Raw genomic sequence first — 13,425 nt, forward strand, 5'->3', positions numbered from 1 at the left:
TGTTCATCATGGCGGTCATAGAAACAGCGGAGAAGATGCTGCCGGCGGGCCTGCGCCCGATCGGCGGCCGTACGCTGCGCATGCTCGCGGCCGTGCTGACAGAAGGCGGCGAGAAGGCCGCCGCTCAGCGTATGGCGCTGACGGCCTTTTCGATCCGCATCCTCAGTGCCGCACTCGCCTTCGTCTCCCAGATCGTGCTCGCACGGCTGATGGGCGAATATGAATATGGCATCTTCGTTTTCGTCTGGGTGCTGGTCGTCGTCTTCGGCGACCTCTCCTGCCTTGGCTTCCACACCGCGATCATCCGCTTTCTGCCGCAGTACAAGGCGGCGGGCGCCTTCGAGGAAATCCGCGGCCTGACGGGTACGGCGCGCATCTTCGCGCTACTGTCCGGCACGGCGATGCTTGCCGCCGGCATGCTCGGGCTGCATTTATTCGGGGATATGATCGAGCCCTATTATCTCGTCCCGATCTTCCTCGGCCTGTTTGCCATGCCGATGATCGCGCTGGGCGATATTCTGGAAGGCACCTCGCGAGCGAACCACTGGCCGGTGATGGCGCTGGGCCCGGTCTATATTATCCGGCCGATCCTCATCATCGGCTGCATGCTGATTGCGATTGCGAGCGGCGCGGAGCATACCGCCGTCACCGCCATGCAGGCGGCGCTCGTGGCCACCTTCGTCACGGCCCTCGGCCAATATAGCGCGACGCTTTACCGCCTTCGCCGGCATTATGACGACGGCCCGCGCAAGGTCGATTTCCTCGCCTGGCTCAGCGTCGCCTTTCCGATCTTCCTGATCGAGGGCGTCAGCTTCCTGCTGACCAATTCCGATGTCATCGTCGTCGGCATTTTCCTCGAACCACACGACGTCGCCATTTATTTCGCCGCCGCCAAGACCATGGCGCTGGTGCATTTCATCAATTTCTCCGTCAAAGCCGCCGCCGGCCCGCGCTTTTCCTCGATCATCGCTCAAGGCGACCATGCGCAGTTGGCGAATGCCGCAGCTGACGCCGCCCGCTGGACCTTCTGGCCAGCGCTCGGCGTCGGTCTTGCCGTTCTCGCGGCCGGTCACTTGCTGCTGTCGCTGTTCGGCGGCGCCTTTACGTCGGGTTATCTGGTCATGGCGATCCTGCTTGCCGGCATTCTCGCCAAGTCGCTGGTCGGTCCGGCCGAGACGCTGCTGATGATGGCCGGCAAGCAGAATCTCTGCGTCGCGCTTTATGCCGGTGCATTGGCCGCCAATATCGGTCTCAACCTCGCTTTGATTCCGCATTACGGCATCGAAGGCACCGCGATTGCCACAGCCTCGGCCATGGCGGTCGAGGCTGTGCTTCTGCATATCGCCGTGCGCCGCACGCTCGGCATCGTTCTCTTCGCCTTCGCCAGCCCCGCCGCCGCAACCCCAGAAATGAGAGTTCGATAGATGGTGCGTCCGCCCCCCGTCACCGAAAGCACCGACAGCATCACCAACCGCATGATCCATGATCTCGCGTCGCTGCATTTCGAGGCACCGCAGGCCGAGGCCCGTACGGAGATCGGCCGACCCGGACGCGAACTTTGCCTCTATCCCGGCAAGCTCGGCTACGAGCTTCAGGATGAGCTAGACTTCCTCTCCAACCGGGCGATGGAGCCGAACGTCTTCTTCTCCGGCCGCTTCCTAGCGCCCGCCATGCCGCGGCTCGAAGACAGGCAGGTGAATTTCGCCCTGATCCGCGACCACAATGCCGGCCGCAGCCGCATGCGCTTCCTCCTGCCGTTTTCGGTCGATAAACCGGGTTTTGCCGTCGGTCCCTCGATCATCCGCGGCTGGTCGAACAGCTTCGGCCCGCTCGGCACGCCGCTCGTCGACAGCGAGGACGCGGCCGAAACCCTCGACAATCTCTTCGAAGCGCTTACCGTCCGTGATCTCAACCTGCCGGGCACCCTGGTCCTGCCGGATCTGAGATTGAACGGAATTTTTGTGCGCATGCTCAAGGCTGTCGCGCTCGGCCGCAATCTGCCGCTCACCGTGACCAATCCCTATCTGCGCCCGATGCTGCAGAGCGAGGACGAGGCGCCGGCCTATCTCGGCAAAACCATCTCCTCATCACACATGCGCGAGATGCGCCGCCAGTGGCGTCAGCTGGAAGAACTCGGAACGGCGGTCTATGCCGTCGCCCGCCAGCCGCGTGAAATCCACGTCCGTTTCGAGGAATTCCTGGCGATGGAAGCCGGCGGCTGGAAAGGCAAACGGCGAAGCGCCCTTGTCACCGACCGCTATCATACCGCCTTCGCCCGCGAGGCCGTCTCGAACCTTGCCGCCGTCGACGCGGTGCGGATTCATTCGATCGACCTCAACGGCAAGGCGATCGCCGCCGTCGTGGTGCTGATGATGGGCGGCGAGGCCTATACCTGGAAGACGGCCTATGACGAAAACTATGCCCGCTATTCTCCGGGCAAGCTTTTGATGAGCGAACTCACCGAATGGCATCTCGACGACGCCAATATCGTCCGCTCCGATTCCTGCGCCGTCTCCGACCACCCGATCATGAGCCGCTTCTGGCAGGAGCGCGAGGAGATGGGAACATTGGTGATCGGCCTGACGCAGAACGGCGACCGCGACATGCGCCAGGTCGCCGCCCAGCTGCACATGTACCGCAGCACGCGCAACATGGCGAAAATGCTGCGCGAGAAGATCATGTCGCTCGCCAGCCGGAGTTGACGCCTCAGCCTTCGGCTGCCGCCTTTTCCCGCAGCAGCCGGCGGATCACCTTGCCCGTGGTCGTCAGCGGCAGTGACTCGACGAATTCCACCTCGCGCGGATATTCGTGCATCGAAAGCCGCATCTTCACCCATTCCCTGATGTCGGCGGCCAGCGCCTCGCTCGGCGAATGGCCCGGTGCCAGCACGATATAGGCCTTGACGATCTCCGTCCGCACGGCATCGGGCTTGCCGACGGCAGCGGCAAGCTGCACGGCGGGATGGCCGATCAGGCAGTCCTCGATTTCGGCCGGGCCGATGCGATATCCCGAAGAGGTGATGACGTCGTCGTCGCGGCCTTCGAAGGTGACGTAGCCCTCTTCATTCTGGCGGCCGATATCGCCGGTAAGCAGCCAGCCCTTGACGAATTTTTTCTCGGTCGCCGCCTCATCGTTCCAATAGCCAAGGAACATGACGGGATCGGGACTGGCGATGGCGATCTGGCCCGGCTCGCCGGCCGCCAGCTCATCCCCCGCTTCACCGACGATCGCGACACGGTGTCCCGGTACCGCCCTGCCGATGGCACCGGCCCTGGTCACGCCATAGGCAGCACTCGATGAGAGCACGAAATTGCATTCCGTCTGGCCGTAGAATTCATTGACGGTGATGCCGAGCGTGCGCCGCGCCCATTCATAGGTCTCGCGGCCGAGCGCCTCCCCGGCAGAGCCGATCGTGCGCAGCACGAGATCATATTTCGAACGCGGATCGGAAACCGAGCGCATCAGCCTCAACGCCGTCGGTGGAATGAAGGCATTGCGCACCTTCATCTCCGCCATGATCCGGTAGGCCATGTCAGCATCGAATTTCTGCGCCGGCGAGGAGACGACGGGAACGCCGAGCAGAAGGCTCGGCAGCAGCGCGTTGAGCAGGCCGCCGGCCCAGGCCCAGTCGGACGGCGTCCAGACCTTATCGCCGGCACGCGGAAAGCCCTCATGGGCGAACTGCATGCCGGGAATATGCCCGGGCAGAACACGGTGGCCATGCAGCGCGCCCTTCGGCGGCCCTGTCGTGCCCGAGGTAAAGATCATCAGCGCCGGATCGTTCGGACCGGTCTCGGCGACATCGAAGACCGAAGGGTGAGCATCCACCAGCTCGGCAAATCCCAGCGCCTCGTCATTTGCCCCGTCGATGCTGACCACATGTTTCAGCACCGGCAGGCGGTCACGGATCTGCCGGATGCGATCAAGACCGAAACCATTGGTGAGGACGGCCGCGGCCCCTGCCGCCTTCAGCCGGTATTCCAGCGCCTCGACGCCGAAGAGCAGCGCCAGCGGCAGCGCAACCGCGCCGGCCTTGTAGATCGCCACATGCGCGATTACCGTCTCGAAGCACTGCGGCAAGAGCAGCGCGACACGATCGCCGCGTCCGATCCCGAGCGAAACCAGCGCATTGGCGAAGGCCGAGGAACGGTCGGCGAGCGTGCGGTAGGTCATCGAGCGATGACGGCCGTCGGGGCTGAAATGCTCGAGGCAGACGCGCTCCGGCGCCCGGGCTGCCCAATCGTCGCTGACGGCGCGGCCGATATTGAAATCCTCCGGAATCCGCCAGGAGAAATCACGATAGAGATCGTCATAGCGATCGTGAGAGGGCAATTGCATCGTCGGATTCCGGTAAAAAATGCTGCAGCAGCTAACACCTTGCGGCACCGATGTGCAAGCAGGAGCGCGAAATGGCGCGGAACGCGGCTTCAAGGTGGTCACCGATGATTGTGCATATGCAGCACAAATTCTTCGTCGCGCTCCCTGCGCCTTCGCCTGCTCCGCACTAGATGATGGAAAGCCGCTGGGGAGCACCGTCAGATTCATCACGGAGTCGTTTCATGGAATACGCAAAATTCGGAAAGACCGGTCTCGAAGTGTCGAAAATCTGCCTGGGCTGCATGACCTTCGGCGATCCTGGCCGCGGCAACCATGCCTGGAGCCTGCGGGAAGAGGAAAGCCGGGCAATGATCAAGCAGGCGATCGACTTCGGCATCAATTTCCTCGACACGGCCAACACCTATTCCAACGGTTCTTCGGAGGAGATCGTCGGCCGCGCCATCCGGGATTTCGCCAAGCGCGAGGACATCGTGCTGGCGACCAAGGTGTTCAACCGCATGCGGCCGGGCCCGAACGGCGCCGGCCTGTCGCGCAAGGCGATCTTCGATGAGATCGACAACAGCCTGCGCCGCCTGGGCACGGATTACGTCGATCTCTACCAGATCCATCGCTTCGACTATACGACGCCGATCGAGGAAACGCTGGAAGCGCTGCACGACGTCGTCAAATCAGGCAAGGCGCGTTATATCGGCGCCTCATCCATGTATGCTTGGCAGTTCGCCAAGGCGCTCTACGTCTCCCGTCTGAACGGCTGGACGGAATTCGTCAGCATGCAGAATCACTTGAATCTGCTCTACCGCGAGGAAGAGCGCGAGATGCTGCCGCTCTGCGAAGACCAGAAGATCGCCGTCATCCCCTGGAGTCCGCTGGCCCGCGGCCGCCTCACCCGCGACTGGGACGAGACGACGCCGCGCAGCGAGACCGACGAATTCGGCAAGACGCTCTACACCCAATCGATCGATGCCGACCGCAGAATAGTCGAGGCCGTAGCCGACATCGCCAGAGCCCGCGGCATTTCCCGCGCCCAGGTCGCCACCGCCTGGATTCTGCAGAAGAGCGTCGTGACCGCACCGATCATCGGCGCGTCCAAACCGAACCACCTGGCGGACGCTGTCGCTTCGCTCACGGTCAGGCTCACTGCCGAGGAAATCGCCTTACTGGAAGCACCCTATATCCCGCATGCCGTCGCCGGCTTCAAATAACCACCAGCCCGCTTTCGGCCTTCAATCGCCAGAACAGATCCCTCCCGTTCGCGCGGCGAGGGAGCAAAATTGTCGCAGCACCGTTGCATCGGCAGGCCGTCCGGCATCACAAGACAGTCCTAGTTCGGCCCTAGCGATTGCCGGAACATTGAGGAATAGTTTGCCATGACCACCGTTCCTTTCGAGCCCCGCCGCTTCCGCAGCACCGCCGCGTATTACAGCCGTTTCCGCGTTCCCTATCCCGACGCACTGATCGAACGGGTGGCCGGCCGAATCGGCCTTCGCCCCGGCGACCGTCTGCTCGACCTCGGCTGCGGGCCGGGCCAGATCGGCATCGCCTTCGCCCACCTTGCCGGCGCCGATGTCACCGGCCTCGACCCGGAGCCGGAAATGCTGGATGCGGCCCGCGAGGGAGCGGCGGCGGCCGGTATCCGCGCCGAATTCATTCTCGGCTCTTCGTATGATCTCGGCCCCGCCTTCGGGCCGCTCAAGATGACGCAATGGGCCGCTCGTTCCACTGGATGGATCGCGCCGCGACACTGGCGATGCTGGACAAGCTGACTGAGCCGGAAGGAACTGTCGTTCTTTTCGGCGACCGGCACATCTCCGCCTCGCCGGCCTGGCGCGAGGCCGTGGACAGCGTATCCGAACACCTGTCGCCGGAAGAGATGCGTAGCGAGCGGCAGTTCCGCCGCGGGCCTGACTTTGGAAAGCACGAGGAATTTCTGCTGCGCTCGGCATTCCGCAACCTGGAACGCATCGGCATTGTCGTCGAGCGGACCATCGATGCCGATGAGATCGTCGGCCGCGCCTTCTCCATGTCCGTCACGTCGCCGCAGGCGCTCGGCGGCAGGACGATGCAATTCGAGCAGACGCTGCGAAACGAATTGGCCGCTCTTTCACCGGATGGAAAATTCACCGAGATCGTCGAGAGTAACGCCCTCATCGCCTTCCGCGACTGAGCCTATTTCTGATTGCCGGGTTTGGGATCGAGTTGTCGGCGCATCGTCACCAAAAACTGCTCGGCGACGGCCCTGTCCTCGACGGCGCGGGCGAGAATGACGGCGCCCATCATCGATGAAAGCGTCGTCGCGGCATTGGCGCGGCGTTCCTCTTCGCTGTCGCCGGGAACAATCTCGGCTAGCGTGTCAACCAGCACGGACAACCCATCGCTGAAGACGGCGCGAACCGCGCCGCGGCTGCGGCTCACCTCCTGGATCAGCGTCGCGAAGACGCAGCTACCGCCAGGATCATCAACCGTGCGCCAGTGGATATAATGGTCGAGAAGCGTTTCGAGCGGCCGGTCCGGCGAGCTGGCAATATGCTCCTTCCAGCGCTCTTCCACCCGATCGATCAGCCTGCGGCTGACCTCAAGCGCCAGTTCGTCCTTGGAGCCGAAGTGTCCGTAAAAGCCGCCATGCGTCAGCCCTGCCGCCTTCATGATGTCGGCAACGCCAACGCCGTCAAAACCGTTTTCCCGGAAAAGCACGCCGGCTACACTCAGAATCTTCTCACGGTTTTCGGCAAATTTCTCGCGGCTGACCCGCATCATCGTCTCCGGAAATAGTGGCTTGACAAATTATATGATGTCCATCATCAATACGCAAGAAATATGATGACCATCATGTAAATCGGTCCAGTATTTTCCCCGAAAATCCGAAACGGAATCTCGCTCATGGTTTCCACCGCCCTTGCCTCAACCCTTGCCCGGCGCAACATTCATTACGGTTGGGTCGTCGTTGCCGCCACCTTCCTCACCATGCTGGTGACGGCGGGCGCCATGGGCGCCCCCGGCGTGCTGATTAAGCCGCTGCAGGACGAATTCGGTTGGGAAACGTCGCAGATTTCCTCCGCACTCGCGATCCGCCTGATCCTGTTCGGCTTCATGGGGCCGTTTGCCGCCGCCTTCATGAATTATTTCGGCGTGCGCAAGGTCATCGTCTTTGCATTGACGCTGATCGGCATAGGCTTCGTCGGCTCGCTGTTCATGACGACGTTGTGGCAGCTCCTGCTGCTCTGGGGCATCGTCGTCGGCTTCGGCACCGGATTGACGGCCATGGTGCTCGCCGCGACGGTGTCGACGCGCTGGTTCACCAGGCATCGCGGTCTCGTCGTCGGCATGCTTTCGGCAAGCTCGGCCACCGGCCAGCTTGTCTTTCTGCCGCTGATGGCGGAGCTGACAGAGCGTTACGGCTGGCGCTCGACGGTGTTTTTCGTCTGCGCCATGATCATGGTCGCCGCCCTTGCCGTTCTCGCCTTCATGCGCGACCGGCCGGCTGACGTCAACTTGCCCTCTTTGGGTGAGGCACATGTGACGCCGGCACCGGCCAGGCCGACGCTCGGCGCTGCCCTGATGACGCCGATCACCACGCTGCGCGAGATTTCGGCGACCTCGACCTTCTGGATCCTGTTTGCCACCTTCTTCATCTGCGGCCTCAGCACCAACGGCCTGATCCAGACCCATTTCGTCACCCTTTGCGGCGATTTCGGCATCGTGCCGGTGGCCGCCGCCAGCGTGCTTGCCGTCATGGGCATCTTCGATTTCTTCGGCACCATCGGCTCCGGCTGGCTGTCCGACCGGTTCGACAATCGCTGGCTGCTGTTCTGGTACTACGGCCTGCGCGGCCTCTCGCTGCTCTATCTGCCCTTCAGCGACTTCAGCTTCTACGGGCTTTCGATCTTTGCCATTTTCTATGGCCTCGACTGGATCGCCACCGTGCCGCCGACCGTCAAGATCGCCGCCGACCGCTTCGGCCGAGAAAAGGCCGGCCTCGTCTTCGGCTGGGTCTTTGCCGGCCATCAGCTGGGCGCCGCCACCGCCGCCTATGGCGCCGGCCTCTCGCGCACGGAACTGTCGAGCTATCTGCCCGCCTTCTTCGTCGCCGGCGCCTTCTGCCTGCTGGCCTCGATCCTGGCGATCACGCTGAAGAAATCAGGCCTGCCGAGTGCCGCCCCTGCCGCGGCCCATTGATCGCAAAGAGGATCTGGCCTCGAAACAGGCCGGATCTCTCCACCGGATTGCCGCGATAACTTCGCTCATCCGTCTTGCATGCGCGGGCGCACACATGTTAGACACCCGCCTCGTCGGTATCCGTTGCCCCATTGGCGGAATTGGTAGACGCGCTCGACTCAAAATCGAGTTTCGAAAGAAGTGCTGGTTCGACCCCGGCATGGGGCACCAGCCTCCGCTCTTTGAGCTTCGGCTCGGCGAGCCGTAGTTCCGGCAGGAACGAAGGCGGACTGGTTTCAACTCGCCGCGCCTCGATCCCCGATACGGAACAATCCGCATCCAACTGAAACTATTTATTCTTCAACAGCCACATCTTGCCTGCCATGGTGATGCCGTAGACATCCTTTGATGCGTCGTCGTCCAGATGGCGTCGCTCGAGGAAGCCCGGCTCTTTCAACTCACCCAGCGTCTTCGCCGTGACCGATTTCACCTTCTGAGGCCGCTCTTTCCACCGATCGTTTTTTGCGTAGGTTACGGTCGCGTTTTGATGCGTCCATTTATTGGCCGGCTGAGGATAGAGATCTCCGTCCCTGGCGAGTTTGAGTCCGGCGATCTGGGACGGGGTAAGCTCAATCATACTAAAAATCCTGTGCGGGTCCTTGCGCTGGGAATGCGCTTCGACCGAAGGCGTGCTGATAACATCGCCGGAGGTTTTCCACCACCACATTGCGACATCAGCGCCACGAAAAGGTGAAAACCCGGCTCACGCAGGAACCGGGCCTCGCTTTTCTCCGATATTTTCATCAGTAACAGCGCCGCACAGTCCTGGTAACCTCGCCGTCCTCCGTCTGGCGGGTGACGCTCCTGGTTTCGCAGCCATCGTGGCGATAGCGACGGTGCTCGCGTTCGCGGACACCAAAGGTCACGCCGCGCTCGCTGATGGTGATGCCGGGCCTGACGCGCTCCTGGCGATAGCCGTCATCATCATAGGTGCGCTCTCTGACATAGACGCTGTCTGCGAGAACAGGGGCTGCAAATGAGCAGGCGGCAAGCGCCGCCACAGTACAGTTCAGGATGATTTTCCGCATATCGTTTCTCCTTCTCGTGATGAAGGGGCAACGACGTAAGCTAAAACTGGTTCCAACATCGGTGGCGCGCCGACCGTGGCGATCCTTTGCCGACATTATCTGTTGCCGATCGGACAGGAGCGCCGACCAGGCGCTCAAAACGCAAATCAACTGTTTAATTTTGTTTACGCTTCGTCCAATGTGGCGACCGTTACCATCAGGCGAGGCCAGACGTGCATCAGGAAGTAGGACTCATCGCGACGGTCGCCGTCAGTTTTGTTTTCGCGGCGGTCCTCGGCTATAGCGCGGACCGGCTCCGGCTGCCGCCGCTCGTCGGCTATCTGGTGGCCGGCATCATGATGGGGCCTTTCACTCCGGGCTTCGTCGCCGACACCGCGCTTGCCGGCCAGCTTGCGGAGATGGGCGTCATCCTGCTGATGTTCGGCGTCGGCCTGCATTTTTCCGCCTCCGATCTGCTCGCCGTGCGCGGCATCGCCGTACCGGGTGCGATCGGACGGATTTGCCTCGCCACACTGCTGGGCATCGGCCTTTGCAAGCTCTGGGGCTGGAGCCTTGGCGCCGGTATCGTCTTCGGCCTCAGCCTGTCGGTGGCCAGCACCGTCGTGCTCCTGAAGGCGCTGGAGGAGCGCAATCTCGTCAATGCGGCAAGCGGACGCGTCGCCGTCGGCTGGCTGATCGTCGAAGATTTGGCAATGGTGCTGGCGCTGGTGCTGCTGCCGGCGCTGGCAGAACTGCTCGGCGGCCATGCTGTCGATACGACCAATCACGGTCTCGGCGAACTGCCGCTGGCTCTGGCGGTCGGGCTGACCTTGTTGAAGGTGGCGGCTTTCGCCGCCATGGCGATCTTCCTCGGTCCACGGATCGTGCCCTGGCTGCTGACGATGATCGCCCGCACCGGCTCGCGCGAGCTCTTCACGCTCACCGTGCTGGCGATCGCGCTGGGGATCGCCTTCGGCTCAGCGGCGATCTTCGGCGTCTCCTTTGCATTAGGCGCCTTCTTCGCCGGCGTCGTCATGAGTGAATCCCAGCTCAGCCACAGAGCAGCCGCCGATTCGCTGCCGTTGCAGAACGCCTTCTCCGTGCTGTTCTTCGTCTCCGTCGGCATGCTTTTCGACCCCTCGATCCTGGTGCGCCAGCCGCTGGCCGTGATCGGAGCCCTGGCACTCATCATCCTCGGCAAGGCCATCATCACCTTTGCGATCGTCATGCTGCTGCGCTATCCGATCAGCATGGGCCTGACCTTGGCCGGCGGCCTTGCTCAGATCGGCGAGTTTTCCTTCATCCTCGCCGGCCTCGGCGTCTCGCTCGGACTTCTGCCGCATGAGGGCCAGGATCTGATCCTTGCCGCCGCGATCCTGTCGATCACGCTCAACCCGATCGTGATCTTCGCGAGCGACGGCCTGAAGAAATACATGCATTCGAAATGGCCCCTCCTCTTCGAAAACTACGGCAGAAAGAAGCAGAAGACGCTCGGCAGGGAACTGGAAAAGATCAGGGCGCTCGGCGAGGAGCGCGAACGCCAGCACCAGCTGAAGATGCAGCAGCTGATCGAAACTTTCCCTCTGTTCTCCCAGGTCGGCGAGGACGCGCAGGAAGAGCTTCTGCTGCTCTTCAAGGCAAAGTCCGCCCCTCCGGGCGAACGCGTCATCCGCCGCGGTGATCGCGGCGACAGCATGTATTTTATATCCTCGGGCGCCGTCGAAGTGCGGCTCGCCAGCGGCGCGATCCGCCTCGAGCCGGGCGCCTTCTTCGGCGAGATGGCGCTGCTGAGCGGCGGACGGCGCACCGCCGATGTCATCGCCGTCGACTTCTGCCAGTTCGAGGTGCTCGAGCGGCGCGATTTCAACATGTTCATGTCGCACCATCCCAATCTGCGCGCGATCGTCAGCGAAATGGCCCAGAAGCGCACGGAGATGAACGTGCTGCGTCAGCAATGGGAAAAGTCGATGGATTTGTCCTGACGCGCAGACATTCCTAGGTCAGGCGCATGGCAAATCGACCTGCAAGTCCGTTGCGCAAGGCTCTTCAGCCTGCCGGCCAATAGCCGTCCGAACGGAAATCCTCCGGGATCGGATCGAGCCGCGACAACGTCTCGGCTGCGAAGTCGATCTGAAGCGACAGGTATTTCAAAGATGCCAGCATCGGCACACCGGTCGCGAATTCCCGAACGCGAGACAGATGATAACCGCTTTCGCTCAGCCGCCGGGCCGCTTCCCGACGCACATCGTCCCTGTTCGGTCCCCGTCCCGCTCCGACCCCGTCATCCATCTGAACGGCACGACCGCGGCCGCCTTCGATCACTTTGAACATTCTCATGCCACCCTGCACGTCGCCCTCAAACCAGCTTGCCGCAGAATGGCCGATTCGCCATCCCATGAAATCTTGGGAGAGACATCGATGCCCGCATCACGAAATTTTTAAGCGCCGGGTGGCACGAAGGACACGGACGAGCATTTACAGCGCCGCGCACGGCCCCTAAAGCTCTTTTGCATTGCAATAGGAAAGGAACGGAATGCTCCGCAGACTTTACGACTGGACCATGTCTCTGGCCGCGCGCAAATCGGCCGAAGTCTGGCTTGCCGTCATCGCCTTCGTCGAAAGCTCCGTCTTTCTCGTCCCCGCCGACGTGCTGTTCCTGCCGATGGCGCTCGCCAAACCGGAGCGCTCCTATCGCTATGCGCTGATTGCGACCGTCGCCTCAGTGCTCGGCGGCATCGCCGGCTGGGCGCTCGGCTTTTACGCCTATGAGACGGTGGCGCGGCCAGTTCTCGAATTCTACGGCAAACTCGATGCCTTCGAGCAGATGAAGGCCTATGTCACTTACGAGTGGATCCTGCTGCTGCTCGTCACATCAGGTCTTGCGCATCTGCCGCCGATCAAGATCGTCACCATCCTGTCCGGCGTCATTCACGTCAATCTGGGCCTTTTCATTATCTCGGCGATTATTGCACGCGGCGCGCGTTTCCTCTTCCTCGCCTGGCTGCTGCGCCGCTATGGCGAGCCGATCCGTGACTTCATCGAGAAGCGCCTCGGCCAGCTCGTCGGCATCGGTGCCACCGCGGCAATCGTGCTATATGTCGGCTACCGCTCGTTCGCTCACTAGAGCATTTCGTTTTTCTTCGAATAACGAAGATGCTCTATCTCTTTAATTTTACGCAATTCCGGACGCAAAACCGCTTCACACTTTTGCTGGAATTGCTCCAAGCCAAACTCTCGCGGAGCTCCGCCATGACTGCCACCGCCTCGCCGCTCGCCCGTCCCGGCTTCGTCTATTCCATATTGCTCGCTATCGGCATGGCGGCGGTGGTCGGCGGCGCCCTCGGTTTCCAGTATATCGGCGGCTATATTCCCTGCGCCCTCTGCCTGCTGCAGCGCCAGCCCTATTATTATGCGATTCCGATCGCCATTCTGGCAGGGATCTGCGATCTCGTCGGCCTGCCGAACTGGATTTCCCGCGCGATGCTTCTCGCAGCCGGCGTCCTGATGCTGGTCACCGCCGGCATGGGCATCTATCACGCCGGCGTCGAATGGCACTTCTGGCCGGGCCCGGCCACCTGCTCGACCACCGCAAGCAGCATGACGACCAATGCCGGCGATCTGCTCGGCGAACTCAATACGATCAAGGGCCCATCCTGCACCGATGCGGCGCTCCGGGTGCTCGGCCTGTCTTTTGCCGGCTGGAACGTGATTGCGGGGATCCTGCTTGCAGCCTTCGCCTTCCTCGGCGTGCGCAAAGCCGCCTGACGCAAGTCATCGCGGGCGTCCGCAACGGGCCATCGATAACGACACGGAAGCAAAGAGCCAAAGCGCGGTTTTGGCCACGGTCGAGGCGACGCGCTGCAGACGG

12 protein-coding genes, 1 tRNA gene and 1 pseudogene are annotated in these 13,425 nt (G+C 62.2%); 9 read left to right on the forward strand and 5 right to left on the reverse strand.

What is annotated here, in order from left to right; translation table 11 throughout:
• The first annotated feature begins 8 nt into the window (after positions 1 to 8).
• On the forward strand, positions 9 to 1,424 hold the full coding sequence (locus tag EFD56_RS05690) for a lipopolysaccharide biosynthesis protein (protein ID WP_085743338.1): 1,416 nt from the start codon (positions 9 to 11) through the stop codon (positions 1,422 to 1,424).
• Positions 1,425 to 2,702 (forward strand): GNAT family N-acetyltransferase, encoded by a 1,278-nt coding sequence (locus EFD56_RS05695; RefSeq protein WP_012485371.1) that lies wholly within the window; start codon positions 1,425 to 1,427, stop codon positions 2,700 to 2,702.
• Between the two features lie 4 nt (positions 2,703 to 2,706).
• On the opposite strand, the gene EFD56_RS05700 is transcribed toward EFD56_RS05695, so the two are convergent.
• Positions 2,707 to 4,338, reverse strand: coding sequence for an AMP-binding protein (locus EFD56_RS05700; protein ID WP_126904920.1), 1,632 nt, complete (start codon positions 4,336 to 4,338; stop codon positions 2,707 to 2,709).
• 221 nt (positions 4,339 to 4,559) lie between these two features.
• Here EFD56_RS05700 and EFD56_RS05705 point away from each other — a divergent pair, with 221 nt between their 5' ends.
• Together EFD56_RS05705 and EFD56_RS05710 are read left to right on the forward strand one after the other, a co-directional pair.
• Complete coding sequence (locus EFD56_RS05705; RefSeq protein WP_126904921.1) at positions 4,560 to 5,540, forward strand: aldo/keto reductase; 981 nt, start codon at positions 4,560 to 4,562, stop codon at positions 5,538 to 5,540.
• 165 nt (positions 5,541 to 5,705) lie between these two features.
• Positions 5,706 to 6,502, forward strand: a pseudogene (locus EFD56_RS05710) (class I SAM-dependent methyltransferase).
• Positions 6,503 to 6,504: 2 nt separating this feature from the next.
• Here the strand turns inward: EFD56_RS05710 and EFD56_RS05715 are convergent.
• Complete coding sequence (locus EFD56_RS05715) at positions 6,505 to 7,089, reverse strand: TetR/AcrR family transcriptional regulator (RefSeq protein WP_126904922.1); 585 nt, start codon at positions 7,087 to 7,089, stop codon at positions 6,505 to 6,507.
• 126 nt (positions 7,090 to 7,215) lie between these two features.
• Between EFD56_RS05715 and EFD56_RS05720 the strand changes: the two genes are divergently transcribed.
• The gene (locus tag EFD56_RS05720) at positions 7,216 to 8,511 is read left to right on the forward strand and encodes an MFS transporter (RefSeq protein WP_085743341.1); all 1,296 of its coding nucleotides are present in this window, start codon (positions 7,216 to 7,218) and stop codon (positions 8,509 to 8,511) included.
• A 125-nt stretch (positions 8,512 to 8,636) separates the two neighbouring features.
• A tRNA-Leu gene (locus EFD56_RS05725) sits at positions 8,637 to 8,721 on the forward strand.
• Between the two features lie 118 nt (positions 8,722 to 8,839).
• Here the strand turns inward: EFD56_RS05725 and EFD56_RS05730 are convergent.
• Together EFD56_RS05730 and EFD56_RS05735 are read right to left on the reverse strand one after the other, a co-directional pair.
• On the reverse strand, positions 8,840 to 9,127 hold the full coding sequence (locus EFD56_RS05730) for a hypothetical protein (protein WP_064819487.1): 288 nt from the start codon (positions 9,125 to 9,127) through the stop codon (positions 8,840 to 8,842).
• A gap of 166 nt (positions 9,128 to 9,293) precedes the next feature.
• Positions 9,294 to 9,578 (reverse strand): hypothetical protein, encoded by a 285-nt coding sequence (locus EFD56_RS05735; protein WP_064819107.1) that lies wholly within the window; start codon positions 9,576 to 9,578, stop codon positions 9,294 to 9,296.
• A 212-nt stretch (positions 9,579 to 9,790) separates the two neighbouring features.
• Here EFD56_RS05735 and EFD56_RS05740 point away from each other — a divergent pair, with 212 nt between their 5' ends.
• Complete coding sequence (locus EFD56_RS05740; protein WP_126904923.1) at positions 9,791 to 11,539, forward strand: cation:proton antiporter domain-containing protein; 1,749 nt, start codon at positions 9,791 to 9,793, stop codon at positions 11,537 to 11,539.
• Positions 11,540 to 11,603: 64 nt separating this feature from the next.
• Here EFD56_RS05740 and EFD56_RS05745 read toward each other — a convergent pair whose 3' ends face one another.
• Positions 11,604 to 11,894 carry a hypothetical protein gene (locus EFD56_RS05745; protein WP_037114112.1) on the reverse strand — a complete coding sequence of 97 codons (291 nt, stop codon included), beginning with the start codon at positions 11,892 to 11,894 and terminating at the stop codon, positions 11,604 to 11,606.
• A gap of 196 nt (positions 11,895 to 12,090) precedes the next feature.
• Here EFD56_RS05745 and EFD56_RS05750 point away from each other — a divergent pair, with 196 nt between their 5' ends.
• Positions 12,091 to 12,681 (forward strand): YqaA family protein, encoded by a 591-nt coding sequence (locus EFD56_RS05750; RefSeq protein WP_010003194.1) that lies wholly within the window; start codon positions 12,091 to 12,093, stop codon positions 12,679 to 12,681.
• Between the two features lie 125 nt (positions 12,682 to 12,806).
• The gene (locus tag EFD56_RS05755) at positions 12,807 to 13,322 is read left to right on the forward strand and encodes a disulfide bond formation protein B (protein ID WP_085743707.1); all 516 of its coding nucleotides are present in this window, start codon (positions 12,807 to 12,809) and stop codon (positions 13,320 to 13,322) included.
• Positions 13,323 to 13,425: the final 103 nt, after the last annotated feature.

Origin of the sequence: Rhizobium phaseoli, from assembly GCF_003985125.1 — a bacterium.
Taxonomy (GTDB): Bacteria; Pseudomonadota; Alphaproteobacteria; order Rhizobiales; family Rhizobiaceae; genus Rhizobium; species Rhizobium phaseoli.